Genomic DNA, 25,924 nt, shown 5'->3' on the forward strand with positions numbered 1-25,924 from the left:
CCAGTATTTACCTTAAAAATTAAACTATGTTGAAGAATCCAATCAAATTAAGTGCAACCTTGTTAGGTATGGCATTAGTAGCTTTCACTTCCTGTGAAGACCAAGATTTTACAGATGTGAATAATGATGCAACACGTGTTGAAGTAAACACAATCTCTCCAGAAATGGCGAAAGTGCGCGACTATGTACCCGATTATGCCGTAATGGCGCATCGCGGTTCTACCTTCTGGGCTCCGGAAGAAACAGAATCTGCATGGCGTTGGGCACGCGAAATGGGTGTAGACTATCTGGAATCGGATTTGCAATGTACAAAGGATGGTGTTATCCTTGCCAATCACGATGATAACTTGAAACGTACCACTAATATTGAGAATGTATATAGTGAGTTAGTACCGGCTACTCGTAAGGCTTTCTATATGCGTCATGGAGTGAGTGAGGCAGATGCAGAGAAGCTTGTTGCGGCTGATAAAGCCAGTTTCCGTCCTTACTATGCAATGTCCTATATGTACGAAGAATTACTGGCGCTTGATGCCGGTAGTTGGTTCAACGAAACAAGTATTGAACAAGCTCGTGAGGAGTTTTCAGAACAACATCAGTATGTATCAGCTCTGGAAGACCAGATTCGTTACGCTGAAGGTAAAATGTTGAAACGTGATAGTAACGGTGAACGCGTATATACTGTTACCGGTACATGGAATCCTGATAAACCCCGTGATTGCCTGACATATAAATTCGAGTATGTGGACGACCCGCAGGATACCGGTCATCGTCCGGGTGTTTACATTGAGTTCAAGGAGTCTTGGCTGAATCCTTCGGATTTTGAGAAACGTGTTTATGATAAACTTGATGAACTTGGCTGGAACATTATCACTAAACCTTGTGACGGAGAACCTTTCTACAAGAATAATAAAGTAAATGTAGGTAACACTAACGGTAAAGTTATCCTTCAAACATTCTCTCTTGAAAGTCTTCGTCGTACTGCAGAAGAATTCAAGGGTAAAATTCCTATGTGTTTCTTGTTGTGGGAAGGCAATGGGGCTACCGACTTGAAGTATGACACTCCTCAGGGTTATGCCTCTTTCATTAATCTCGGTTTGGAATATAAGGCTCATATCATTGGTCCTTGTATTGCAGGTGCTCCTAATAATTATCCGGAAATGAATGCTCCATGGCAGGCTTATCTTATTAAGAAATCCGGTATGCTCAATCATCCGTACTCATTCGACTCTTATGCGCAAATGGGAAAATACTTCGGTCAATACAACTGGGGAAATACTGTACAATATGATGAAGTGCTACATGGTATTTATGGTGACGGTTTGTTTACTAACCGCTCAGAAATGAGTCTGAAGTACTTAATTGACAATGGTCTACGTAAGGCTCCGGCACCTCAGGAAGTTCCTGATGCAGTTAAAACGCTTGAAAGACTTGGTTACTAATTAATTTATTAACACTAATACAGATTATATTATATGAAAAAGTATATTTTAATGCCGGTATTGGCTGCATTGTCACTGTCAGGATCGGTAGTCCAAGCTCAGGACTTTGATAATAAGCCGGTTGTTAATGTTAGCAACGCCAAGGAAAATTTGAACTTTACGATTGGTGCACGTTTTATGATGGACGGTGCATACTATCACTCTGATTTTACTCCTGTTAAATCGGGAGCTGCCATCACTGATGCCCGTATTCGTACTTCAATGAGTTATGAAGATTGGTATTTCTATGCAGATTTTGACTTCTCTAAAGGTAAATTCTCACAGAAGAACATATTCCTGCAATACTCGCTGGAAGGTGCAAAAGGTACCCATCGCTTCAAAGCCGGTTACTACAACAATCCGGCATCAATGGCAAACAATACCAGCCGTGGAAGTTTGCACTTTATTTCCCGTTCGGCTGCAGCCAATGCTTTCTCACCCTCTCGCGAACTCGGTTTGAGTTATATTTTCTACAATGATCATTTCTTTGCTAATCAAGGTGTGTTTGCCGAAAATAAGTACAATGACCAGCCGTCAGGTTATCAAGGAATGTCATTCGGTGGCCGTTGGTTATGGCGTCCTATCAATAATGAAGACAGGACATTCCATGTAGGAGCCGCTTTCCGTTATGCTAATATTGCTACCGGTACAGTAGAAAATAATGTGTTGAAAACAGAGTTGAATATTGGTTCTTCCTTGGAGACTTACGTAGACCCTACTCAAGACTTCTTGTCTGCTAAATTGCCATGGGCGAAAAATGTGTTTGATGTTGGCGCTGAGTTCTTGTACAAAACAGATAACTTCTTTACTCGCGGTGAGTATATGTACAAGCATGTTACTAAAGACCGCGATGATCAGGCTTTGTTTGAGGCCAATTTGGGATCTATCGATTCTTGGGGAACGCTTGAATCATGGCAGAAGGGTAACCCGCTTGGCGAAAACTCTTTCCATGGCGCTTATATTGAGGCTGGTTACAAAATCTTCGGCGATCCGTATCAATACAGCAATTCGGACGGCTTGTTGAAAGGCTTGAACGGCAGAGCACTTGAAGTAGTTGCCCGTTATAGCTATACAGGGCTGAATGACCTCGTTGATGGTGAAAAGTATGTTCCCGGACGTGACCAATACTATCCTAACGGTATATTGGCAGACTATCCTGCAACATCATTAAGCATCGGCGGCGGTAATATGCATTCGGCTACTTTGGGCGTAAACTACTCTTTCAACAAGTTTGCTCAGGTAATGTTGAGTTACACATACAATCGTCTTGACCGTGATAAATTCCAGTACGATAAGAATTTCCACGTGCTTCAAGCTCGTTTGATGTTCCAATTCTGATTGTGTGCATTTGTTTATAATAATGGTTAGTGAGCCTCTGTGGCAGAGGTAACAAAAGAAGAGAGGATGCTGCTTATTGCATCCTCTCTTTTGTTGTACAGTAAAGTCTCTTTGATATTTCTAGATATATATAGTGCCGCAAAAACGAAAAAGTTATAACTTTGGTACATATTCAATTCTGACTAAAATGAGTAAATTAATGAAAGCATTCTTTGCAGGTATTTGCTTGCTTTTCTCCGCGTTTGTTTCCTGCCAGCAAAAAGGGGGAGACTTCAAATCAGTTTCAACCGATGAATTTGCAATATTGATAGCCGACCCTGAAATTCAACGGTTGGATGTACGTACGGTTGCCGAATATTCGGAAGAACATATTCCGGGCAGTATCAATGTCAATGTCTTGGACGAACAGTTTGCTGCCATTGCCGATTCGACGCTTCAGAGGGACAAACCGGTAGCCCTTTATTGCCGGAGCGGAAAACGCAGCAAGAAAGCCGCAGATATCCTGAGCCGGAAAGGATATACGGTTTATGAGCTTGATAAAGGCTTCAACGGTTGGAAAGAAGCCGGGAAGGAAACGGAGAAATAATTATCACAACTATATACTTTAGTGTGTCAAGTATTTGTGTATAAAAGCTACTTGCTCGAAAGTATATAGTTGTGAAGTGTTGTTTATAAGTTTTCTATCAGTCGTTTCAATACGACTGTTGCAGAAATCTCACGGTTGGCAGCTTCCGGTATCACGATAGACTGCGGACTTTCAATGACGTCATCTGTTACAATCATGTTGCGGCGTACCGGCAGGCAGTGCATGAAATAGGCATTGTTGGTTACAGCCATTTGGCGGTCGCCTACGGTCCATTCCCGGTCTTTGCTCAGTATTTGCCCGTAGTTGTCGCCGGTGTAGGCGGCCCAGTTCTTGGCATATATGAAGTCTGCGCCTTCAAAGGCTTTCATCTGGTCGTACTCTACGCGGGCATTACCTACAAACTTAGAATCGAGTTCATAGCCTTCGGGATGGGTAATGACGAAATCATAGTCTGTTGCATTCATCCATTCGGCAAAAGAGTTGGGAACAGCCTGTGGCAACGGACGCGGATGCGGCGCCCACGTCATAACGACTTTGGGACGTGCTGTTTTCTTGTATTCTTCAATCGTGATAAGGTCTGCAAAGCTTTGTAGCGGGTGGCGCGTAGCGGCTTCCATTGAGAATACCGGACGACCGGAATATTTAATAAACTGGTTCAGTATTACTTCATTGTAATCATATTCACGGTCTTCAAAACGGGCAAAGGAACGTACACCGATTACATCGCAATAGCATCCCATTACGGGGATGGCCTCCAGCAAATGTTCCGGTTTGTCACCGTCCATGATGACACCGCGTTCAGTTTCCAGTTTCCATGCTCCCTGATTAATGTCCAGTACAATGACGTTCATGCCCAGATTGAGGGCGGCTTTTTGAGTGCTGAGGCGGGTACGCAGACTTGAGTTGAAGAATATCATCATTAGTGTCTTGTTACGTCCCAGCTCCACATATTTGAAACGGTCTTTTTTGATTTCGAATGCCTCGTCCAGTGCAGTCTTCAGGTCACCGATGTCCTGCACGCATGTAAAGTTCTTCATACTTTTTTTAGTGATTAGTGATTATTTTCTTACCTGTCCTTCTCCTTCGACAATCCACTTGTACGTGGTGATTTCCTCTAAAGCCATAGGACCGCGTGCATGCAGCTTCTGGGTGCTGATACCAATTTCCGCACCCAGTCCGAACTGTGCCCCGTCCGTAAAGGAAGTGGGGGCGTTGACATAGACGCAGGCCGCATCCACTTCGCGGCAGAACCATTCGGCGTGTTCTTTATCTTCGGTTACGATACATTCACTGTGTTTGGAACCGTATCGTTGTATGTGCGCCATGGCATCGGTTATACTGTCCACAACTTTCACAGCTATCTTATAGTCCAAGAATTCCGTACCGAAATCTTCTTCCGCAGCTTCCTTCAGCAGTTCGGCGGGATAGTGGCCCTGCAAAGAGGTGTATGCGGATGTATCTGCGTAGATAGTAACGTTGCTTTTCTGCAGCGGTGCGCAGAGTGCGGGCAGGTCTTTTGTGCGGTTGCCGTCTACAAGCAGGCAGTCTAAAGCGTTGCACACACTGACACGGCGTGTTTTGGCGTTGTTGATTATGGCGGCTCCTTTTTCTACGTCTCCATAACGGTCGAAGAATGTATGGCATATGCCTGCACCGGTTTCTATCACCGGAATGGTGGCATTCTGTCGGACAAAGTTGATGAGACTGCTGCTACCGCGCGGGATAATCAGGTCTACATAGCCGTTGGCATGCAATAATTGTGCGGTGGCTTCACGGTCGGCAGGAAGCAGTTCCACGATATGCAGGTCTACTTCAAACTGTTTTAGTACATCATGTATTACGCTGATGATGGCACGGTTGGAATAGTCCGCGTCACTTCCGCCTTTCAGTATGCAGGCATTGCCACTCTTGAAGCAGAGTGAAAACACATCAAAACTGACGTTGGGGCGTGCTTCGTAGATGATGCCGATTACTCCGAAAGGTACGCTCACACGTTTTATTTTCAGTCCGTTGGGCATTACATCTTGTTTTTGTATGCGTCCCACGGGTGAGGGGAGTTCGGCGACTTTACGGATGTCGTCTGCGATGCCTTTCAGACGGTCAGCGGTGAGCTTCAAGCGGTCGTACTTCGGATTGGAAATGTCCATACGTTGCAAGTCTTTCCGGTTTTCGGCAAGAATGAAGTCTGTCTTTTCTTCAGCTGCATCTGCAACAGCCAGCAATATTTGGTTAATCTTTTCGTCGTTCAGCGCCAGTAGCTTGCGGCTGGCGTCCTGTACAGCGGAAAAAGTCTTCTGTAAATCCATTTTGTGGTTCCGTTAATTGATTATTTCGCAAATGTAGTGATTATTATTGGCATTAATCGGGCTTACTCTATATAAAGATAATCGTAGTGCACTACGGGTTTTTTACCATGTTTTCCCATAGCTTCGCGCGCTTGTTCCGAGTTACAATTGGCTTTGCCTACACCTATCGGGTTTCCTTCGAAGTCAATGATGCGTATAATGTCGTCTTTCTCGAATTCACCCCGTACCTCGGTGATGCCTATGGGGAGGATACTGACTGCCTTGTCCGAGGCAAGTACTTTTGTGGCGCAATCGTTGATGTGCAACTCTCCTTTGGCGAATCCTTCGCTGTGGGCTATCCATTTTTTTACGCTGGATACGGGCTGGGGGGCGGGGATGAAGCGGGTGTATTTCAATGAAGAATTAAGAATTAAGAATGAAGAATTGGGCTGCGCTGTCATATCGGATGAAGATTCTTCATTCTTCATTCTTAGTTCTTCATTCCTCAGGATATTGACAAGGATGTTGTCACATTTGCCGTTGGCTATGATAACAGTGATTCCTTCATCGGCTACTTTACGGGCGATGTTGGTCTTGGTGAGCATTCCGCCGCGTCCGAAGCTGGATTTGGAAGTCTGGATGTAAGAAGACAAATCCTTGCCGTGCTCTATTTCACGAATGACTTCTGATGCAGGGTCGGAGGGGGGGCCGTTGTAGATGCCGTCGATGTTGCTGAGGATAATCAGGGCCTGTGCGTCCATCATGGAGGCTATCAGCCCGGAAAGTTCGTCATTGTCGGTAAACATCAGTTCGCTGACTGAAATGGTGTCGTTCTCGTTGACAATGGGGATTACTCCGTTTTCCAGCATCACGGTCATGCAGTTCTTCTGGTTGAGGTAGTGGCGGCGGGTGGCGAAGTTCTCTTTCATGGTGAGTACTTGCCCCACGGGGATGCCATGCTCGCGGAATAGTTCGTAATAGCGGTTGATAAGCTTGGCTTGCCCCACAGCGGAGAATAGCTGGCGCTGGTCTACACTGTCCAGTTTCTTGGCGGGGTGTATCTCGCTTCGTCCTGATGCAACGGCTCCGGAAGAAACGAGGATGATTTCTACGCCTGCTTTGTGCAGTTCGGCTACTTGGTCTACGAGGGCGGACATACGGGTCACGTCCAATGTGCCGTCATGGCGTGTCAATACATTGCTGCCTATTTTGACAGCAATTCTCGTTAGTTGTTGTTCCATATTTGTGAATCTCCCGTTTCGGGAGGGTTTTAATCTCCGTCTTTATTCTTTTCGTATTCGCGGACAACCTCCATGGCGGCCTCGTAGTTGGCTTCATTGACGAGGACAGCTATATCCACTGCCGTTTCGGGCAAGACGATATTTACTACCATCCCGTCTTTCAAGGTTGATTCGATGTCGTTGTTCTCCAGCAAACTTTTTACAAGTTGTGCTTCCCAAAGTGATCCTTGAAACACTTCGATGAGTTTGCTTTTATCTTCTTCTTTCATAGCGGTATGAATTTAGAGTTCCTGTTCTACAAATATAACAAGTTTTTTTGATTTATTGTTTAAACTCCGGCAATTTGTGCCTATAACTCAATACGCTGTACCGTTACCGCTTCGTTCAGGAAGATGGATGCCGATTCGATGAATTTTTCTTCCGCTTCTGTGGTGTAGTAGGCGCATTTACCGCTTTGGGTACACTTGGCATCTATTTCGGGATGGCGGTGGAGATACTCTTTCAAACTGTCCGCCACTAATTTTCCTTGTGCCACTATGGTGATACCGGCGGGCATATATTGTTGAATCTTAGGCAGCAGTATCGGATAGTGTGTACAGCCCAATATGGCGGTATCTATCTCAGGGTCTTTGGCAAGGAGTTCGTTTATGTATTTACGAATGAAGTAATCTGTTCCATCGCCTTGCGCTTCGTTGTTCTCTACAAGTGACACCCATAGAGGGCAGGCTTCTCCGCTTACTTTGATGTCGGGAAAGAGCTTGCGGATTTCCAGCGGATAGGAGTCGGACTTGATGGTGCCTCCTGTGGCAAGCACTCCCACGTGGCGGCTGCGGGTGATATTGCCGATACATTCTACGGTAGGGCGGATGACACCCAGTACGCGGCGTGCCGGGTCAAGGTGTGGCAGGTCGTTTATCTGTATGCTGCGCAGTGCTTTGGCGGATGCCGTGTTACAGGCAAGGATTACAAGGTGGCAGCCCATCTCAAACAGCTTGGTGACCGCCTGTAATGTGAATTCATAGACAATTTCAAACGAACGTGTTCCGTAAGGCGCACGGGCGTTGTCGCCCAGATAGATATAATCGTATTCAGGTAGGGCTTCCCGTATCTTACTCAAGATGGTAAGTCCGCCGTATCCGGAATCGAATACACCGATGGGACCGGGAGTGGATGGTAGTTTTTGTTTCATAGGACTGCATCATGATAAAAAAACACGAATTACACGAATATTACGGATGAAAAAGTGGATATCCGTATAACCTCGTGTAATTCGTGCCCGAAATTTCTATTATCTATCGGCTCTTGCTATTATTTGATGCCGAGTTGTGTCTTGACTTTAGCTGTTACATCTACACTTTGTGCACCTACATAAGGTATCGGAGTACGGGCCAGGTCGAAGATATATACAACACCTTCAGCTTTACCTACAGCTTGAATAGCTTCGTCCAGCTTCTTATAGATAGGAGTCATGGCATCTTGCTGTGCTTTTTGCATGGATTGGTAAGCTTCCTGTTGGAATTGCTCTTGGCGTTGTGCCATGTCCTGCAATTCTTTCTGACGTCTTTCTGCGATGTTTTTCGGCAGTGAGTCAGCTTGTGCTAAGAATTCTTGATACTTCTTATTGAACTCTTCCTGAGTGCGTTGCATTTCTGTTTGATACTCTTTAGACATAGCATCCAAGTCGGCCTGAGCTTTTGTGTATTCCGGCATGGTGACAATGACTTCTTGAGAGTTCATGTGAGCGAATTTAGTTTGCGCCATGGCTCCCAGAGGGAGGGCAAACATAACTACGAGCAGTGCGATTTTTTTAAGCATAATGTTTATTATTTATTTGAATGATTATTCGTTGTATAGGGTGCAAATGTATGAAATTAATTTGAATATCCTAATTTTGTGAGCACTTCATTACTTATATCGATGCTTGGAGAAGCAAAGATAATGCTTGATGCAGATGCCCGGTCTACTACTGCTGCATAACCTTTCTGTGTGGAAATTTCCTTTACGGCTTCGTAGATTTCATCTTGGATGGGTTGCATCAGTGCTTCACGCTTTTTGAAAAGTTCGCCTTCCGGACCGAAGTATTTACGGCGTAATTCTGCCGCGGACTTTTCTTTGGCGACTATCTCTTCTTCTTTCTTGGACTTTTGTGCTTCGGAAAGGGTTTTAACGGACGATTGGTAGCTGTCGTACAAACTCTTGGCTTCCTTGCCCAGCTTTTCAACTTCGCTTTGCCATTGTTGAGAGGCTTGGTTCAGTTCATCGGTTGCACTCTGGTAAGCCGGGATATTTTTTAAGATATATTCCATGTCAATCAGGGCAAACTTCTGTGCATTGGCTGTCATACCTGCGGCAAACAGCAGAAACATGATTAATAAACTCTTTCTCATAACGTTCTGGTTTTAGTTAAACAAATTAGAACTCTTGTCCTAAGATGAAGTGGAACTGGCTGCCGCCGTAGTCACTTCTTCCGAATACTTTGTCGAAACCGTAAGCCCAGTCAATACCCATCATACCAATCATCGGAAGGAAGATGCGGACACCGACACCGGCAGAACGTTTCAAATCAAACGGGTTGAACTTGTTAACATCTTGCCAAGCGTTACCGGCTTCAACGAAAGTTAACGCATAAATACTGGTACTTGTTTCCAGCATCAGCGGATATCTTAATTCCAGGCCGAGGCGTGCGTATGCATAGCCTTCATATCCATAAGGAGTAAGAGAACTGTTTTCATATCCGCGCAGGGCAACGCTTTCGGTTGCATAGCTGGAATATCCTGTCATACCGTCACCACCCACGTCAAAGGTTTCAAACGGAGATTTCTTGTACTTGTTATAGTGCCCTAACAAACCGAACTCTACGCGTCCCATTAATACCGGAGTACGTTTTACGGTTATGGGGTCCATCAACGGGATGTATACTTTGGATTTGAATTTCCACTTGTGGTACTCTATCCATTTATGCATTTTGTTCATGTCGTCTTGGTTGCTGGTACTGTACTTGCTGTAGTCTGTGCCGTCAAATAAAGAGTAGGGCGGTGTCAACTGTGCCGACAGTGAGAACTCGGAGCCTTGACGCGGATAGATAGGATTGTCGATAGAGCTACGTGACAAAGTCAGGTTTATACTCAAGTTGTTACATTTACCGTTGGTAACGGGGAAATACTGCCAGTCGCTCAGGATATAGCGCTGATAGGACAACTCTGCCGTGAACTGGAAGTAGTCATCCGGCCATTTCAGACGTTTACCGAACATTACTGCCAATCCCCACATTTGGATGGACTTGTCAGGGTCGTAATAGTTTTCGTAATTGTTGTAGTTACCGTAGTTGTACATACCATAACCGTACATACCGCTGTAATAGCTGTTGTAGTAGCTATTCATGTATGCGTCGTTATAGTAACGGCTACTGATGTCCGTCTGGCGGGAGTAGAATGCAGATACGGAGAATGCATTCGGACGCTTGCCCCCAAACCACGGGTCGTAGAATGACACACTGTATGATTGGTAATATTTGGCATTGGTCTGTCCGCTGATTGTCAATGTCTGTCCGTCACCTTGCGGCAGGATACCGCGATAGTTTTCGCCCGGATGCAGGAGGTTGGCAACGGAGAAGTTGGTGAATTTCAAACTCAGCTTACCGATGATACCTGTCTGCCCCCAACCGGCGGAGAACTCAACTTGGTCATTTGCTTTGGAGATGAGGTCATAACCGATGTCTACCGTACCGTCTTCCGGTTTCGGCTGGATATCCGGTTGGATTTGTTCAGGGTCGAAGTGTCCCATTTGCTGGATTTCACGCATGGAACGCATCAGGTCTTCACGGCTGAACAATTGTCCCGGACGGGTACGCAACTCGCGACGGACTACATTTTCATACAGGCGGTCGTTACCATTGATGCTAATCTTGTTGATAGTAGCCTGGCGACCCTCGAAAATGCGCATCTCCAAGTCAATAGAGTCACCTACGATGTTTACTTCCACGGGGTCAAGTGAGTAGAACAGGTAACCGTTGTTGTAATAGAGGTTACCGATTGCGTCTTCATCTGTGCTGGTACGTTCTTCCAATAACTTCTGATTGTAAACGTCACCTTTCTTCATACGTAGCAGGAAGTTCAACTGTTCGGAAGGATAGAGAGTGTTACCAACCCACGTCACATTACGCAAGTAGTACTTTTGGCCTTCTTCAATTTCCATTGAGATATCTACCGTACGTTCGTCATAAGGCTTGATGCTGTCCGTTACAATGATGGCATCACGATAACCCAATTCATTATATTTGTCGATAATCAGTTGCTTGTCGGCTTCATAGTTCTCTTCTACGAATTTCTTGGTACGGAAAAGGTTGAGGAGCTTGCCTTTTTCGTTCGTCTTCTTCATCACACGTTTAAGTTTCTTGGTGGTGATGGCTTGGTTACCGGTAATGGTAATCTTGTGTACTTTTACTTTCTCCTTTTTGTCGATGTTGATGTCAACCAAAACTTGATTGGCATTGTTGGGGTCGTCTTTCTGAGTAATGATGACATCGGCATTCTTGAAACCTTTGTCGTCAAAGTAACGTTTAATCAGGGTTTTGGCGCGGTCTATCAAGTTGGGAGTAACCTGATTGCCTTTTATCAAACCTACTCTAGCCTCCAAGTCCTCACGTTCTGACTTCTTTACGCCATGATAGCGGATGTCGGAAACGCGGGGGCGCATTGTCAGATGGATTGTAAGCCAAATCTTATCGCCTTCAATCTTGTCTGCAGTAACTTGAACGTCGGAGAACAGGCCGTGACGCCAGTAACGTTTACAAGCTTGCGTTATTTCATCACCGGGTACGGTAATTGTCTGGCCTTTTGATAATCCGGATAAACCGATGATTACATAATCTTCATAATTCTTGGCTCCTACCACTTTTATATCTGCAATTTCATACTTTTTGGGCGTTCCCGAATAAAGAATAACCGGTTTTTCGGCTTCATCGGTGTTGCTTGTGTCCTGTGCCGCGCTGGTCAGTACACAGCTAAAGAGGCAGATAAACGTTACGAGTATGGAGAAAATACGATAGTACATCTTTTTATTTACTATTTTACAATTTACTATTTACTATTTGTGTCTGTCCGGTCAGCTGATTTGTTCACTGGTTTTTCCGAACCTGCGCTCACGCTGCTGGTAGTCATATATGGCTTTGTGAAGTTCCTCTTCACGAAAGTCGGGCCAATAGGTGTCGCAAAAATAAAGTTCCGAATAAGCACATTGCCACAGTAGGTAATTGCTTAGACGGATTTCACCGCCCGTACGAATCAATAAATCCGGGTCGGGCATAAAGTTGGTAGCAAGATGCCGGGACAACAGGCAGCTGTCAATCTCTTCGGGATTTAGTTCGCCTTTTTGCACTAAAGTCGCAATCCGGCGGGCGGCTTCCGTTATCTCCCAACGGGATGAGTAGCTTATAGCCAGCACCAAAGCCATGCCCGTATTGTTGGCAGTATGTGCTACGCAGGTTTCCAAGCGCTCCCGTACGTTGGCGGGTAACTTGGCTAAGTCCCCGATAATCCGGAAACTGATGTTGTTCTTCATGAATGTTTCTTCTTCGATAGAGTCGAAAAGGAGTGCCATTAATGCGGCGACTTCATTGGAAGGACGGTTCCAGTTTTCGGTGGAGAACGTATATAAAGTCAGATATTTGATGCCTAAATTAGACGCTTCTTCTGCAATGATGTGCACAGTCTCGGCACCGGCTTGATGACCGTAACTGCGTTCTTGTCCGCGCAGCTTAGCCCAACGTCCGTTGCCGTCCATGATAATTGCCACGTGTTGTGGAATTCGGCTTAAATCAAGTTTTTCTGTATTTAGCATCTTTACTTATACTTACATCTCTTGTCTTTTTTTCTTCTCTTATACCTTATTATATAGGAAACGGTTCTATTGTATTGCAAACAACAGCTTATTTTGATGTCCGCGCCAAACCTCATTGGCTTTTCCGTCGCCACCGAATATTACCCATATATAAGGAGTGTTCACAACAATAGAGTAGGGAGCGTTTATGCCTGTTATGTCTTTGCTTAATAAGAATTTGCTTTTTGTCTGACGCCATGATATGCCGTCCGGTGAAGAGTAGATAACATTGAGTTTGTTGTCTTCTTTACTGCCGAAGATGTAATACTTTTCACCATAGTATGTCACAACGGGATTCTTTAACGCCGGACAGAAAGCTTCATACGACGTGTTGTCAAACTCAACCCAATAATTGCCGTTTTCGGACACCCACGGAATGGTTTGCTTTAGTTCGCTGTTGGGAGCGCCTACTACCATTACCCGTTCTTGGTTGTTATTCTTAAAGTTGGTGAAGTATATGTGTTCGGCAGGGAAGCCTGTGTAGGTATCCGTTCCTCCTGCAATGTTCCATTCGTTGTTGTTAGAATCCCATTCGGCGGAATAAATTTTGTTTTCGGTAGTGATGATGGTAAGCGTATTGGTGAAGCTTGGTATTACGCTGCGGATATTGCTTATTCCGTTCCAAGCGGTTGCTGCCCATTGAACCCCATCGCCGGAAGTATAGACATTATTGTCTTCCGTCACGATATAGAGCCGCTCCTTGGCGTTTTCGGCTGTAGACGACTCTTGGTATTTAAAGCTGACGAGTGTCGATAATTCGGCATTGGCTGGGAAGTCAATATAGGCTTCGGTTTCCTGCCAACCGTATTCGCCCGGTTTTGTAGAGGTCTTATAAGCTTTGCTTTGTGTGAATACCCATAAATCGTTATTGAAAAGTACGGCTTTTTGTCCTTGCGCAGAAGGAACTGCAGGAAGAGCCGGTTCCATAAGATTCCAAACCAAAGAGTCCGGATCTTGTTTGTGCATTCTAATTTTAAGGGTATATTTATTCACGTTAACACCATCCGGCGCATGTACTTTAAAATTCATCCCCTCATTACTATTGATTGCTCCGGTCAAATCTACCGAGTCGGTATTGACAAATATTGTATCGTCGATTCCCGCAGTAATCCAGCCGCTTACAAGAAAAGTATCAATTAATATACGGTCAAGGATTGTATCAGAGCCGACAGGCAATGAATCTTGGTTATAAATTTCCCTCTTTAGTTGGTCTATCGTGAATTTATAGTACTTGCCATATATTGTGTCAATGCCAAAAGCGTGTACCGTTGCGTCAGAACTGAGTTCTATTGTATTGTCATCAGAGTCAAGGCACGAACTTATTGCGATTGATACAAAAATGAAACTCGCGATTATTGCTAAAAACTTTATTCTCATTTTAAAAGATAGTGTTTATTTACAAGTTGCAAAAATAGGAACATTTTTTTCTATAAACAGCTTTATCGGCAAGTTTTATATAAAATTATAGATAATATGGCTGTTTTTCTCGATTAAAATGCCCTTGAATAAGGCTGTTAGCCTAATCTTGCAGCGGTGTAATGCCGAAAACTTCGCCCGAAATGCCGCTCGCAGACATAAGGCGTTTCGTGGCTCATTTCGGGTGCCCGGACACCGGAAAACAACATCGCGGGACTTTCTTCGATAAATGCTTCATCCCATAACTCTGCATCAATGAAAGATTGTAATAAGATGCTGCCGCCTTCTACTAAAAGCGATTGTAATCCTTGTGCATACAAGTAGCCCGTGATTTGTGGCAGTATGTTCTGTTGATAGTCGATAGGGATGTATTCTACATTGGGGCGTGCCGGATGTGGCTTTTCTGTAAATACAAGCGTACGGACATCGCCGTCAAACAGATGTAACTCAGGAGGGAGCAGCTGTTGTCTGTCCAAAACTATTCGCACAGGAGGCCGCCCCTGCCAGTTGCGTACGGTCAGGCTGGGGTTGTCCAGTTTGGCAGTGCGTGTACCTACCATAATTGCGCTGTACTCTGCCCGCTTTTTGTGTACAAGCATGGAAGTCAACGGGCCGGATAGGATGACCGGCTTTCCGCTTTCCCGATGCTTGTCGATGTATTTATCGGCGGATTCAGCCCATTTCAGTGTGATGTACGGGCGGTGCAGGGAGTGGAATGTGATAAAACGCCGGATTAAATTTCTGCACTCCTCTTCCAAAACTCCTACAATAACTTCCCGCCCTGCGTCTTTCAGCTTTTGAATGCCACGTCCGGCTACTTTGGCAAAGGGGTCTTGGCAACCGATGACAATGCGGGGAATTTGTTTTTCTATGATAAGGTCGGCGCAAGGCGGTGTCTTGCCATAATGGGAGCAAGGTTCCAGACTGACGTAGATTGTGGAGCGTTTCAGCAAAGAAGAGTCTTTTACGGAGCGGATGGCATTGACTTCGGCATGTGCTTCGCCACAACGTATATGATACCCTTCGCCGATAATTTTCCCATCACATACGATTACCGCGCCTACCATCGGATTGGGAGCTGTGTTGCATAAACCGTTTTGTGCCAGTTGAATGCAGCGGCGCATATATTTTTCTTCTTCCATACTTTGTATTACTCTTAAACTTCCACTATTTTTGCAGCTCGAAATGCCGAATGTTATGAATATCTCTGTATCTCATATTCGCCGTGCTTTGCAGGAGAGTTACTCTGCACAAGAAGCTGCCAACTTATCCCGCATCGTCTGTTGTGAAATGCTGGGACAGACCGCGGTTGATTATTATTTGGGCAAAGATATAATTTTATCCCCAAAAGAGATGCAGAATTTAGATAGCATTCTTACCCGTTTGCATAATTTTGAGCCGATACAATATATACAAGGTACCGCCCGCTTTTTGGAGCGCACTTATCATGTAGCTCCCGGCGTACTGATTCCCCGGCCTGAAACGGAGGAGTTAGTGGAGGTAATGCTAAAGGAAGTCCCGTCCGACGCACGCATTCTTGATATTGGGACGGGAAGCGGGTGTATTGCCGTTTCTCTTTCCAAAGCGTTTCCGGATGCGGAAGTGGAAGCATGGGATATTTCGGATGAAGCTTTGACTATTGCCCGGCGGAATAATGATATGCTTGGGGGGAATGTCCGTTTTCTCCGGCAAAATATATTGACTTATGCACCGGATGGCAAGGAACATTATGACGTGATTGTCAGTAATCCGCCATATGTCACGGAATCGGAGAAACAGGCTATGGAACGCAATGTGTTGGATTGGGAACCTTTTTCGGCATTGTTTGTTCCGGATAATGATCCGTTGCTTTTTTATCGTCGGATTGCAGAATCGGGCAAGACGATGCTTGTGCCCGGCGGCCGTCTCTATTTTGAAATCAACCGGGCTTACGGAGAAGCTACGGCGGCCATGCTTCGTGAACAGGGGTATGCCGGCCTGAGGGTTCTAAAAGATATTTCCGGAAATGATAGAATTGTAATCGCAGAACGATGATAGAAATTACAGAAACAGATGCTTTAGGCCGTTTGGCGGCTTATTGTTCCACAGCAGAGCATTGCCGGGCGGAAGTCACGGAGAAAATGCAGCGCTGGGGTATTCCTTATGATGCCATAGACCGTATAATCCATCGTTTGGAGCAGGAGAAATACATTGACGAAGAGCGCTTTTGCCGTGCCTTTATCCATGATAAGTACCGCTTTGCCAAATGGGGAAAAATAAAGATAGGTCAGGCGCTTCTGTTAAAGAAAATCCCTCAACGGGTTTTCTCTCAGTATTTGAATGAGATTGATAAAGATGAATATCTGGCCGTTTTGAATGATTTGTTGGCGGCGAAACGTAAGAGTGTTCATGCGGAGAATGAATTTGAGCTGAATAACAAATTAGTGCGTTTTGCATTGAGCCGGGGATTCGAAATGAAAGATATTCGTCATTGCATTACGCTTTCTGATGAAAATGACGATTTGGAGTAAAAAATATCCGTATTCTTTTTTTTATTCTCGTTAGCTTTCTGTATTTTTGCAGCATATTTATCATAATAGTTAGTTTAGCTATGAAAACTTTAGAAAGATTGTTTGCAGAGAAGTTGCTGAAGATTAAAGCGATTAAACTACAACCCGCTAACCCGTTTACTTGGGCATCAGGATGGAAATCTCCGTTTTACTGTGATAACCGTAAGACTCTTTCATATCCTTCTCTCCGTAATTTCGTAAAGCTGGAAATTACGCGTCTGATTCTGGAACGTTTCGGTCAGGTTGATGCGATAGCCGGTGTTGCTACGGGAGCTATTCCTCAGGGAGCATTGGTGGCTGATGCATTGAATCTGCCGTTTGTATATGTACGCTCTACTCCGAAAGACCACGGTTTGGAGAACTTGATAGAAGGTGAACTTCGTCCGGGCATGAAAGTGGTAGTGGTGGAAGACTTGATCTCTACCGGTGGAAGCAGCTTGAAAGTCGTTGAAGCTATCCGTCGTGACGGATGCGAAGTAATCGGTATGGTTGCCGCTTACACTTATGGATTCCCCATTGCAGAAAAGGCATTCAAAGAGGCTAAAGTTCCTTTGGTGACATTGACTAATTATGAAGCTGTTATGGAAGTTGCCCTTCGCACCGGCTACATTGAGGAGGAAGATGTGGCTACATTGAATGAGTGGCGTAAAGACCCTGCGCATTGGGAAGCCGGAAAATAAGAATTATTTTATATAATGATAGATTATGACGAAAGAGCCATTCGGATAGATACTGTCCGGATAGTTCTTTTTGTCTTTTAAAGACCATTGGATTATGACTAAATTTGAGAGTGCGGTGAAGGTGATACCTGCTTCGCAAAATGCTGTTTATGAGAAACTTTCAGACCTTAGCAATTTAGATAAGGTAAAGGATCGTTTGCCGCAGGACAAGGTGAAGAATTTGAGTTTTGATGCGGAAACACTGTCGATAGAAGTACCGCCGGTTGGGAAAATCGTATTGCAGATTGTGGAGAAAGAACCTTGTAAGTGTATCAAGTTTGCAACAACAACCTCACCTCTGCCGTTCAATCTGTGGATACAGATTGTACCTGTTACGGAAACGGAATGTAAAATGAAACTCACAATCGGAATGGAGTTAAATCCGTTTATGAAAACGATGGTGCAGAAACCCTTGCAGGAGGGGTTGGAGAAAATGGCGGAGACTTTGGCAATCATTAATTATTAATGGTGTATCTCATTAATTACTAATCACTATTTTATTATGGCTCAGAAACTTTGGGAAAAATCCGTTCAGGTGAATAAGGATATAGAACGTTTTACGGTAGGACGCGACCGTGAGATGGATCTTTATCTGGCAAAGCATGATGTGTTGGGTTCCATGGCACATATCACGATGCTGGAAAGCATCGGCCTGCTGACAAGAGAAGAACTGTCTCTGCTGCTTGCAGAACTGAAGAATATCTATGAGGCGGCCGAGAAAGGGGAGTTTGTGATAGAAGAGGGCGTAGAAGATGTACACTCCCAGGTAGAACTGATGTTGACTCGCAAACTGGGAGATGTAGGAAAGAAAATTCATAGCGGACGTTCACGTAATGACCAGGTATTATTGGACTTGAAACTTTTTACTCGTACGGAGATAAAGGAAATAGCCGAAGCGGTGGAACAGCTTTTCCATGTGCTTGTTATGCAGAGCGAGCGTTATAAAAATGTATTGATGCCGGGATATACCCACTTGCAGATAGCGATGCCATCGTCTTTCGGACTGTGGTTTGGTGCATATGCCGAGAGTCTGGTGGATGATATGCTGTTCTTGCAGGCAGCTTTCAAGATGTGCAACCGTAACCCGTTGGGGTCTGCAGCCGGGTATGGCTCATCTTTTCCGTTGAACCGTACTATGACTACCCGATTGCTGGGTTTTGATTCGCTGAATTATAATGTGGTATATGCCCAGATGGGTCGCGGCAAGATGGAGCGTAATGTAGCTTTTGCTTTGGCAAGCATTGCGGGGACAATTTCCAAACTTGCATTTGATGCCTGTATGTTCAATAGCCAGAACTTCGGATTTGTGAAGTTGCCGGATGATTGTACTACCGGTTCGAGTATCATGCCGCATAAGAAGAACCCGGACGTGTTTGAACTGACACGCGCCAAATGCAATAAACTGCAATCATTGCCTCAACAGATAATGATGATAGCCAATAACCTGCCTTCCGGTTATTTCCGCGATTTGCAGATTATAAAGGAAGTCTTCTTGCCTGCTTTCCAAGAGTTGAAAGACTGCTTGCGGATGACAACTTATATTATGAATGAAATTAAGGTGAATGAACATATTCTTGACGATGATAAATACCTGCTCATCTTTAGTGTAGAAGAGGTAAACCGTTTGGCACGTGAAGGTATGCCTTTCCGTGATGCGTACAAGAAAGTAGGCTTGGATATTGAAGCCGGCAATTTCTCCCATAGCAAGGAGGTGCACCATACGCACGAAGGCAGTATTGGTAATTTGTGTAATGATGAAATTTCCGCTTTGATGCAGAAAGTCGTGGATGGCTTTAATTTTGAAACAATGGAGCAGGCTGAAAAAGCATTGCTCGGTCGGTAATCATAGTAAATTAACTTCCTGCGGTGTACGATGTTAACTTCCTCTGTTTAGGATGTTAACTGATTAATAACAGTTCAGTTAACATCGTATGCGCTACTTAGTTAACTTTTTTCCGGTAAAAAGTTTGGCTGTAACGGGGAAACTGTTTATCTTTGCACCCGTTCTCCGGAAACCTGCGGAAATAGCTCAGTTGGTAGAGCATAACCTTGCCAAGGTTAGGGTCGCGAGTTCGAGTCTCGTTTTCCGCTCTCTTTGAAAGGATGCTCGAATGGTGGAATGGTAGACACGAAGGACTTAAAATCCTTTGGCCATTGCGGCTGTGCGGGTTCAAGTCCCGCTTCGAGTACAGGAGTAATCCTTTAATCGCCTGCAAATCAATGTTTGCGGGCGATTTTCTTTTTATTGCTGAAACATTTCTGAAACTTTTTTTTTGCTGAATACACGGCGAGAGTTAAAGTCGGATATTGGGAGAGTAGGGCGAAGTGAGGCTGTTTACAATCACCCAATCATATTATTACGAGGGTTACAAGCCGGAATAAACTGTTTATCAAGCACATCAAACAGAATTATCAAGCGCGTCAATTTTTTTTTTCAAGTATATCAAACGGATTCATCATCGTAGGAAAACAGATTATTTGTTTCATTAAAACGTATGGTCTGTTTCATTAAAACAGATTATCTGTTTCATTGAAATACATTATCTGTTTTATCAATACACATTATCCGTCCTGTCATTCAGAGGAGCTTGCGACGAAGAATCTCTTCTCTTATCCCCCTTCCACCCTCCACAAGTCCCTATTCATGGGGAATAGCGGGTGGAAGGGGGTGATGCCTCACATCATCTCCCCAAATGACGTACGTTACCTCCTCAAATGCCTGTGGTTTGCCTTACTGAGATGCGTGGTTTCGGGTACTGAGATGCGTCATTTGGGGAGACAACGTGCGTCATTTGAAACGCTATAATATACTGTTTTGAAAAGTATATGGAAAGTGGGTTCCACCCTCTATCTCTCATGGGCAGGGATATGCAGAGGGTGGAAGCGGGGGCGTTTATTATTAAACCGATAACCTATGCCCAACATCAGATAGTTGGGTTCATGGAAATCTTTGAGATTGTAGCCGATATGTAGAAAAGTGTCATGTGGCATATCTATTTTGAGCGCCAATATCTGGTAGAAAGATTGCAAATCGCCCCCGCCATGCAGAACATTGGCTCCAAAACCTATGCCGACGGTAAAATAGGGCATCACCCATTCTCCACGTGCGGAAACACCTAAAGAGAGCTGTTTGCGCAGTGGCGGAGTACCGAATGCTTCTTCCTCATTGCCACCGTCGAGCGGAGTAATGTAATCTTTGGCATAAATATTGGCGCCGGCATCGTACACACCGTCTAAAGATACTCCTGCACGGAATTTATAGCCAAGATTGTACATAGGGGCAAAACTGAATCCCGCTACGGCATACTTGCCGGGTGCAGGAATCTGTCCGCCCGAAACATCGACGGCTTTCCGCCGCCATGAACCGAATAAGGTAAGGTCGTAGCTGACGTGTTTGTGAAATATCGGGACAGGAATCTGTTGTGACGGTTGCAGCACTTCGTTTATGTTCCGGTTGAAATTATACACCACTCCGATTTTAAAATCTATTGTGTTCAGTCCCGTATTGGGATACCGGGTGTTACCGTTGGAGAAATGTACTGCCGTTGTACCGATATTAAGGTCGAACTGTGGAGAGAGTATCCAGTTCAGATGAATTCCGGCGCTGATATATGCATTGATTTTACTTCCTATGACGGTATTATTGGGATTGTTGTAATAATCGTAAGGTTTCCAACCGAAAGATGCCCCGAATCCCCATTCGTAGTTGAGCGACAGGCGGGGAGTGAACCTGGCGATACGTGCTCCCTGAAATGCGTAGAGGGCAACCGGTGTTCCTGTTTCTCTGTGGTTGCCGAAATCAAAATAACCGAGTCCTATCCCTTGGTAAGAACTTCCATATATAAGATCGGCAGCAGTGCCCGGCTGTAGTTGGAATGAGTATTTCAGATGGGCGGAGTAGGCGGAACTCAATCTTTTGCGCATATCGTTTTCTCCCCGCAGGAAAGAACTGGTGGGAAATATATATCCCGGTCGGCCTTCGATGCCGAGGCGGTGGATATAATTGTCTTGCGCAGATATATTGTCGGACAGGAAGAGGATAATCATTAAGAGAAGTATGCCTCTTCCAGTCCGTTTTTCATTACTCATGATGTCATGCTGTTATGCCTTTTCTTATTTCGAAGCGGTTATTTCGCATCGTTCTTCCGGATTTCCACACGGCGTATCTTACCGCTGATGGTTTTGGGAAGTTCGTCTACAAACTCTATGACGCGCGGGTATTTGTAAGGGGCAGTCACTTTCTTTACGTGGTTCTGCAGTTCCTTAATCAGTTCTTCGCCGGCGCGGTTCTTATAATCCTTAGACAGTACAATGGTAGCTTTCACCACTTGCCCCCGGATTTCATCGGGAACTCCGGTAATGGCACATTCTATCACTGCGGGATGCGTCATCAGGGCGCTTTCCACCTCGAACGGGCCGATGCGGTAACCGCTACTCTTGATAACGTCGTCGGCACGTCCTACAAACCAGAGGTAACCGTCCTCATCTTTCCAAGCAACGTCTCCGGTATAGTAGATGTTGTCGTGCCATGCTTCGTGGGTGCGGTTGGCGTCGCGATAGTACTCTTTGAACAGACCGAGCGGTTTGCCTTTGTCGGTACGGATTACAATCTGTCCTTGTTCGCCGGCTTCTACCGAACGGCCGTCATAGTCTATCAGGTCTACATCGTATTGCGGGTTCGGCAATCCCATGCTGCCCGGTTTGGGCTGCATCCACGGCATGGTGGCTACGGTAAGGGTGGTCTCGGTCTGTCCGAAGCCCTCCATCAGTTTGATGCCTGTCAATTTCTTGAATGTATCGAATACGGCGGGGTTCAACGCTTCGCCGGCAATGGTGCAATACTGCAATGAAGAGAGGTCGTACTTCGTCAGGTCTTCGTGAATCAGGAACCGGAAGATGGTAGGCGGCGCACAAAGCGAGGTGACGTGGTAGTCCTGTATCTTTGTCAGAATATCGGCGGGAGTGAATTTCTCGTGGTCGTATACAAAGATGTTGGCTCCGGCTATCCATTGTCCGTATAGCTTGCCCCATACGGCTTTTCCCCAACCGGTATCGGCAATGGTGAGATGCAGGCTGTTTTCGTGCAGATTATGCCAGAAGCATCCGGTGACGATATGTCCCAAAGGATAAGTGAAATCGTGGGCAACCATTTTCGGTTCGCCGGTTGTTCCGCTGGTGAAGTACATCAAAGAGATGTCGTCGTTGCTGTTGGCGTGTTCCGGTCTTACGAAAGGAGCGGCATCGGCTATGCCTTTGTGGAAGTCTTCAAATCCTTCGGCTATCTCCGGGCCTACGCTCACCAGTCTCTTCACACTCGGAGAGTCCGGCATGGCGGCGGTGATGTGGTCGGTAATGACGCTTTCGCCTGCACAGACAATCATTTTGATGTCTGCGGCATTGCAGCGGTATACAATATCTTTCTTGGTGAGCAAATGTGTGGCGGGAATAACGACAGCGCCCAGCTTGTGCAGTGCGATGATGCTGAACCAGAATTCATAACGGCGTTTCAGAATCAGCATTACCATATCCCCGTGCCCTATGCCGAGACTCCGGAAATAGGAAGCAGTCATATCCGTATAGCGTTTCATGTCGGCAAATGAGAACTGGATTTGTTCGTCCTTGTCGTTGGTCCAGAGCAATGCGGGCTTGTCGGGTTGTTCGGCAGCCCAGGCATCCACTACATCATAGCCGAAGTTGAAATTCTCCGGTACGTTAATCTTTAAATTCTTGATAAAGTCCTCTTGAGATGTAAAGGACGTTTGCGATAAAAATCTTTCCTTCATTCTTCGTTTATGTTGTTACATGATTACGGCAAGGAAACGTACTTTCTTTCCGTCCAGTGCTTTCATGCCGTGCGGCAGTTTGGAGTTGAAATATAAACTGTCTCCTTCGTTTAAAATTAAATCTTTACCGTCGATGCTCAGCATCATGCGGCCTTCCAGAACGAGATTGAATTCCTGTCCCGAGTGGCTGTTGTAGTGTATCGGTTCGTTCTCCGGTTTGGGCTCTACGGTAACGATGAACGGGTCGGCGTTGCGGTTCATGAAGCCGGCGGCCAGTGATTGGTATTTATAGGCTTTGGTACGCTCAATACTGGTTCCTTTCCCTGCACGGGTAAGGAAGTAGCTGCTCATTTTCGGTTCTTCGCCGAACATCAATGCGTCCAGTGCAATACCGTAGCGGCGGGCTATCTTTTGCAGCATACTTACGGAGATGTCAAATTCTCCTGTTTCTGCAAGCCGGTATTCTTCTGCCGAGATATCGCAATCGCGGGCGATGTCTTCGGTAGTCAATTCCAATACGTCGCGCAATCCGCGCAGGCGCTCGGCGATTTGTTTAATCTGTTCGTCCATGTGGTTCTTATTAAGTGGATTAGTTTTATTATTTGCTTGCTTTTATGGCGTTGATAATGGCGGAAGAGAACCCCTGATGTTCCAGTTCATTGATGCCCTTGATTGTAATTCCGCCGGGAGTGCATACTTTGTCAATCTCCACACCGGGATGCGTGTCGTTGTTCAGTATCAATTCGGCAGCGCCTTTTACCGATTGAGCTATCATACGCATTCCGTCTTTGGGGTAAATGCCCATCTCTATTCCGGCTTGCATGGCTGCTTGGATATATTTCAATACATAAGCAATGCCGCAGGAAGTCATGGCGGTGGCAGCGGCTATTTTCTCCTCGGGAATCAGCATGGCAAGTCCCATCTGATTGAAGATGTCGAGCAGCAGTTGCTCCTGTTCTTTGCTTGCATTCCGGCTCGAGATAAGCGTCATACTTTCCATTTCGCTGATAGCGGTGTTGGGGATGAGGCGGAACATAGTCATTTCCTTATCTGCCACATAGTGTGCCAATTCCTCAAAAGGTATGCCGGCTGCCACGGAGATAAGTATCTGCTTGCTTTTCAGCTTGAGTTCGCTCACTACGGGCTTTATCAGCCACGGTTTAACGGCGAGTATGATAAGCTCGGCTCCGGTCACGGCTTCCTGATTGTCGCGTGTGGTTTGCAACGCCGGGAACTCTGCCTTCAGTACATCCAATTTACTTTGCGTAGGATTAGAAACAATGATATCATTGGCCGGGATGATAGTTCCTTTAGCCAAACCGCGGGCGATAGACCCGCCCATATTTCCTGCACCGATAATTGCTGTTTTCATACTATCTTGTAATTTAAATTGTTGTCTCCTGGCAAAGGTATAGATTTTCTATAAAAAACGACCGAAACAGGAAGGTATTCTTCTTTCGGTCGTCTCTTTTGTCGGCTGATTATTCTTCAAATAAGTAAATTAATTCTCAACATTTACTTATCAAAGTACTTTTTTAAAACGTTCCAAGAAGAGGTTCGCTTCGTCCATACTGAGGCACAGAGGCGGCAATAGGCGGAGTACGTTCGTGCCGCTCACCCCCGTAAACACGTGCTGCTCTTTCAGTAGCTTCAGGCGCAGTTCTTTGATAGGTTCTTCAAATTCAAGACCAATCATCAACCCGCGTCCGCGCACTTCTTTGATTTGCGGGAATTTCTTCAGTTCTTCCAACAGGTATGCGCCTGTTTTGGCGGCATTGGCTACGAGTTCTTCCTGCTCGATGACATCCAGTACGGCAAGCGCTGCGCTACAAGCCAGGTGGTTACCGCCGAAAGTCGTTCCAAGCTGTCCGTAGACAGGGGTGAACATCGGACTGATAAGTACGCCTGCCATCGGGAAGCCGTTTCCTATACCTTTGGCTACGGTGATGATGTCGGCTTTGATGCCGTTGTGCTGGTGGGCAAAGAACTTGCCGCTACGTCCGTAACCGCTCTGAATTTCATCCAGAACCAATATGGTGTTGTGTTTGGTACAGGTTTCGCGCAGGGCTTGCATAAACTCATCGGTCGGTAGCTGTATGCCGCCCACTCCCTGAATGCCTTCGATGATTACAGCGCATACATCGCCTTTTGCCAGTTCGGCTTTCATTGCCTCTATATCATTCAGCGGGAGATAGGTCACGTGTCCGCAGTCGTTGATAGGAGCGATGATTTTGGGGTTGTTGGTTACTTCTACTGCCAATGAAGTCCGTCCGTGAAAAGCTTTTGAGAAAGATACCACGCGCGTCCGTCCGTTATAGAACGAAGCGAGTTTCAACGCATTCTCGTTGGCTTCGGCTCCGCTGTTGATAAGGAACAGGGAGTAATCGTCGTATCCGCAGGCCTTTCCCAACCGTTCTGCCAGTTGTTGTTGCAGTTTGTTGATAACGGAGTTGGAATAGAATCCGAGTGTGGCTACTTGTTTGCTGATAGTCTCTACGTAGTGCGGATGTGCATGTCCGATAGAGATTACTGCATGACCGCCGTAGAGGTCGAGGTATTCCGTACCTTTGTCGTCCCATACATGGCAGCCCTTTCCTTTGACAACATTAATGTCAAAAAGAGGATATACATCGAATAGTTTCATTTCAATGA

General features: G+C 45.5%; 24 protein-coding genes and 2 tRNA genes. 10 read left to right on the top strand and 16 right to left on the bottom strand.

The genetic code is table 11. The annotated features are described in order from the left end of the window. Window positions 1-26: 26 nt before the first annotated feature. The 3 genes from KG118_RS10010 to KG118_RS10020 all read left to right on the top strand — a co-directional run bounded on the left by KG118_RS10010 (window position 27) and on the right by KG118_RS10020 (window position 3,402). On the top strand, window positions 27-1,439 hold the full coding sequence (locus KG118_RS10010) for a glycerophosphodiester phosphodiesterase family protein (protein ID WP_117711589.1): 1,413 nt from the start codon (window positions 27-29) through the stop codon (window positions 1,437-1,439). Window positions 1,440-1,472: 33 nt separating this feature from the next. Next, window positions 1,473-2,816: a porin family protein gene (locus tag KG118_RS10015; RefSeq protein ID WP_117711588.1), complete on the top strand. Its 1,344-nt coding sequence runs from the start codon at window positions 1,473-1,475 to the stop codon at window positions 2,814-2,816. 199 nt (window positions 2,817-3,015) lie between these two features. Then, window positions 3,016-3,402: a rhodanese-like domain-containing protein gene (locus tag KG118_RS10020; RefSeq protein WP_117711587.1), complete on the top strand. Its 387-nt coding sequence runs from the start codon at window positions 3,016-3,018 to the stop codon at window positions 3,400-3,402. A gap of 83 nt (window positions 3,403-3,485) precedes the next feature. Here the strand turns inward: KG118_RS10020 and KG118_RS10025 are convergent, their stop codons facing one another. The 11 genes from KG118_RS10025 to ribD form a co-directional block, all read right to left on the bottom strand. Next, entirely contained in the window at window positions 3,486-4,439 is a 954-nt protein-coding gene (locus KG118_RS10025; protein WP_117711586.1) for a Rossmann-fold NAD(P)-binding domain-containing protein, read from the bottom strand. Between the two features lie 21 nt (window positions 4,440-4,460). Beyond that, window positions 4,461-5,708 carry a glutamate-5-semialdehyde dehydrogenase gene (locus tag KG118_RS10030; protein ID WP_117711585.1) on the bottom strand — a complete coding sequence of 416 codons (1,248 nt, stop codon included), beginning with the start codon at window positions 5,706-5,708 and terminating at the stop codon, window positions 4,461-4,463. Between the two features lie 62 nt (window positions 5,709-5,770). Further along, window positions 5,771-6,928: a glutamate 5-kinase gene (gene proB / locus KG118_RS10035; protein ID WP_117711584.1), complete on the bottom strand. Its 1,158-nt coding sequence runs from the start codon at window positions 6,926-6,928 to the stop codon at window positions 5,771-5,773. Between the two features lie 29 nt (window positions 6,929-6,957). Then, window positions 6,958-7,197: a DUF2007-related protein gene (locus KG118_RS10040; RefSeq protein WP_117711583.1), complete on the bottom strand. Its 240-nt coding sequence runs from the start codon at window positions 7,195-7,197 to the stop codon at window positions 6,958-6,960. A gap of 80 nt (window positions 7,198-7,277) precedes the next feature. Beyond that, on the bottom strand, window positions 7,278-8,117 hold the full coding sequence (murI, locus tag KG118_RS10045) for a glutamate racemase (RefSeq protein ID WP_117711582.1): 840 nt from the start codon (window positions 8,115-8,117) through the stop codon (window positions 7,278-7,280). 119 nt (window positions 8,118-8,236) lie between these two features. After that, window positions 8,237-8,743, bottom strand: a complete 507-nt coding sequence (locus KG118_RS10050) for an OmpH family outer membrane protein (protein ID WP_005652863.1) — start codon at window positions 8,741-8,743, stop codon at window positions 8,237-8,239. A gap of 56 nt (window positions 8,744-8,799) precedes the next feature. Next, window positions 8,800-9,315: an OmpH family outer membrane protein gene (locus tag KG118_RS10055; protein WP_117711581.1), complete on the bottom strand. Its 516-nt coding sequence runs from the start codon at window positions 9,313-9,315 to the stop codon at window positions 8,800-8,802. A 25-nt stretch (window positions 9,316-9,340) separates the two neighbouring features. Beyond that, complete coding sequence (gene bamA / locus KG118_RS10060; RefSeq protein ID WP_117711580.1) at window positions 9,341-11,980, bottom strand: outer membrane protein assembly factor BamA; 2,640 nt, start codon at window positions 11,978-11,980, stop codon at window positions 9,341-9,343. Between the two features lie 51 nt (window positions 11,981-12,031). Continuing rightward, window positions 12,032-12,766, bottom strand: a complete 735-nt coding sequence (locus KG118_RS10065) for an isoprenyl transferase (RefSeq protein ID WP_117711579.1) — start codon at window positions 12,764-12,766, stop codon at window positions 12,032-12,034. Window positions 12,767-12,832: 66 nt separating this feature from the next. Then, window positions 12,833-14,182, bottom strand: coding sequence for a DUF6242 domain-containing protein (locus KG118_RS10070; protein ID WP_117711578.1), 1,350 nt, complete (start codon window positions 14,180-14,182; stop codon window positions 12,833-12,835). Window positions 14,183-14,319: 137 nt separating this feature from the next. Next, window positions 14,320-15,363 (bottom strand): bifunctional diaminohydroxyphosphoribosylaminopyrimidine deaminase/5-amino-6-(5-phosphoribosylamino)uracil reductase RibD, encoded by a 1,044-nt coding sequence (gene ribD, locus KG118_RS10075; protein ID WP_117711577.1) that lies wholly within the window; start codon window positions 15,361-15,363, stop codon window positions 14,320-14,322. Window positions 15,364-15,418: 55 nt separating this feature from the next. Here ribD and prmC point away from each other — a divergent pair, with 55 nt between their 5' ends. The 7 genes from prmC to KG118_RS10110 all read left to right on the top strand — a co-directional run bounded on the left by prmC (window position 15,419) and on the right by KG118_RS10110 (window position 19,678). Next, entirely contained in the window at window positions 15,419-16,255 is an 837-nt protein-coding gene (gene prmC / locus KG118_RS10080; protein WP_117711698.1) for a peptide chain release factor N(5)-glutamine methyltransferase, read from the top strand. Then, window positions 16,252-16,731, top strand: coding sequence for a regulatory protein RecX (locus KG118_RS10085; protein ID WP_117711576.1), 480 nt, complete (start codon window positions 16,252-16,254; stop codon window positions 16,729-16,731). The genes prmC and KG118_RS10085 overlap by 4 nt, the downstream gene beginning before the upstream one ends. 80 nt (window positions 16,732-16,811) lie before the next feature. Further along, window positions 16,812-17,450 (top strand): orotate phosphoribosyltransferase, encoded by a 639-nt coding sequence (pyrE, locus tag KG118_RS10090; protein ID WP_213388432.1) that lies wholly within the window; start codon window positions 16,812-16,814, stop codon window positions 17,448-17,450. A gap of 94 nt (window positions 17,451-17,544) precedes the next feature. Next, window positions 17,545-17,955: an SRPBCC family protein gene (locus KG118_RS10095; RefSeq protein WP_118323631.1), complete on the top strand. Its 411-nt coding sequence runs from the start codon at window positions 17,545-17,547 to the stop codon at window positions 17,953-17,955. A gap of 36 nt (window positions 17,956-17,991) precedes the next feature. After that, on the top strand, window positions 17,992-19,332 hold the full coding sequence (gene argH, locus KG118_RS10100; protein ID WP_117711573.1) for an argininosuccinate lyase: 1,341 nt from the start codon (window positions 17,992-17,994) through the stop codon (window positions 19,330-19,332). A gap of 175 nt (window positions 19,333-19,507) precedes the next feature. Next, window positions 19,508-19,580, top strand: a tRNA-Gly gene (locus KG118_RS10105). A 14-nt stretch (window positions 19,581-19,594) separates the two neighbouring features. Next, window positions 19,595-19,678: transfer RNA gene (locus tag KG118_RS10110), tRNA-Leu, on the top strand. A gap of 658 nt (window positions 19,679-20,336) precedes the next feature. On the opposite strand, the gene KG118_RS10115 is transcribed toward KG118_RS10110, so the two are convergent. The 5 genes from KG118_RS10115 to KG118_RS10135 form a co-directional block, all read right to left on the bottom strand. Further along, window positions 20,337-21,578, bottom strand: coding sequence for an acyloxyacyl hydrolase (locus KG118_RS10115; protein ID WP_117711572.1), 1,242 nt, complete (start codon window positions 21,576-21,578; stop codon window positions 20,337-20,339). 38 nt (window positions 21,579-21,616) lie between these two features. Continuing rightward, entirely contained in the window at window positions 21,617-23,272 is a 1,656-nt protein-coding gene (locus tag KG118_RS10120; RefSeq protein ID WP_117711571.1) for an AMP-binding protein, read from the bottom strand. A gap of 15 nt (window positions 23,273-23,287) precedes the next feature. Further along, window positions 23,288-23,842 carry a helix-turn-helix domain-containing protein gene (locus KG118_RS10125; protein ID WP_022218464.1) on the bottom strand — a complete coding sequence of 185 codons (555 nt, stop codon included), beginning with the start codon at window positions 23,840-23,842 and terminating at the stop codon, window positions 23,288-23,290. A 28-nt stretch (window positions 23,843-23,870) separates the two neighbouring features. After that, window positions 23,871-24,644 carry a pyrroline-5-carboxylate reductase gene (gene proC / locus KG118_RS10130; protein ID WP_117711570.1) on the bottom strand — a complete coding sequence of 258 codons (774 nt, stop codon included), beginning with the start codon at window positions 24,642-24,644 and terminating at the stop codon, window positions 23,871-23,873. A gap of 150 nt (window positions 24,645-24,794) precedes the next feature. Then, window positions 24,795-25,916, bottom strand: a complete 1,122-nt coding sequence (locus KG118_RS10135; RefSeq protein WP_117711569.1) for an aspartate aminotransferase family protein — start codon at window positions 25,914-25,916, stop codon at window positions 24,795-24,797. Window positions 25,917-25,924 lie beyond the last annotated feature (8 nt).

Source organism: Bacteroides propionicigenes (genome assembly GCF_018390535.1).
GTDB lineage: Bacteria > Bacteroidota > Bacteroidia > Bacteroidales > Bacteroidaceae > Bacteroides > Bacteroides propionicigenes.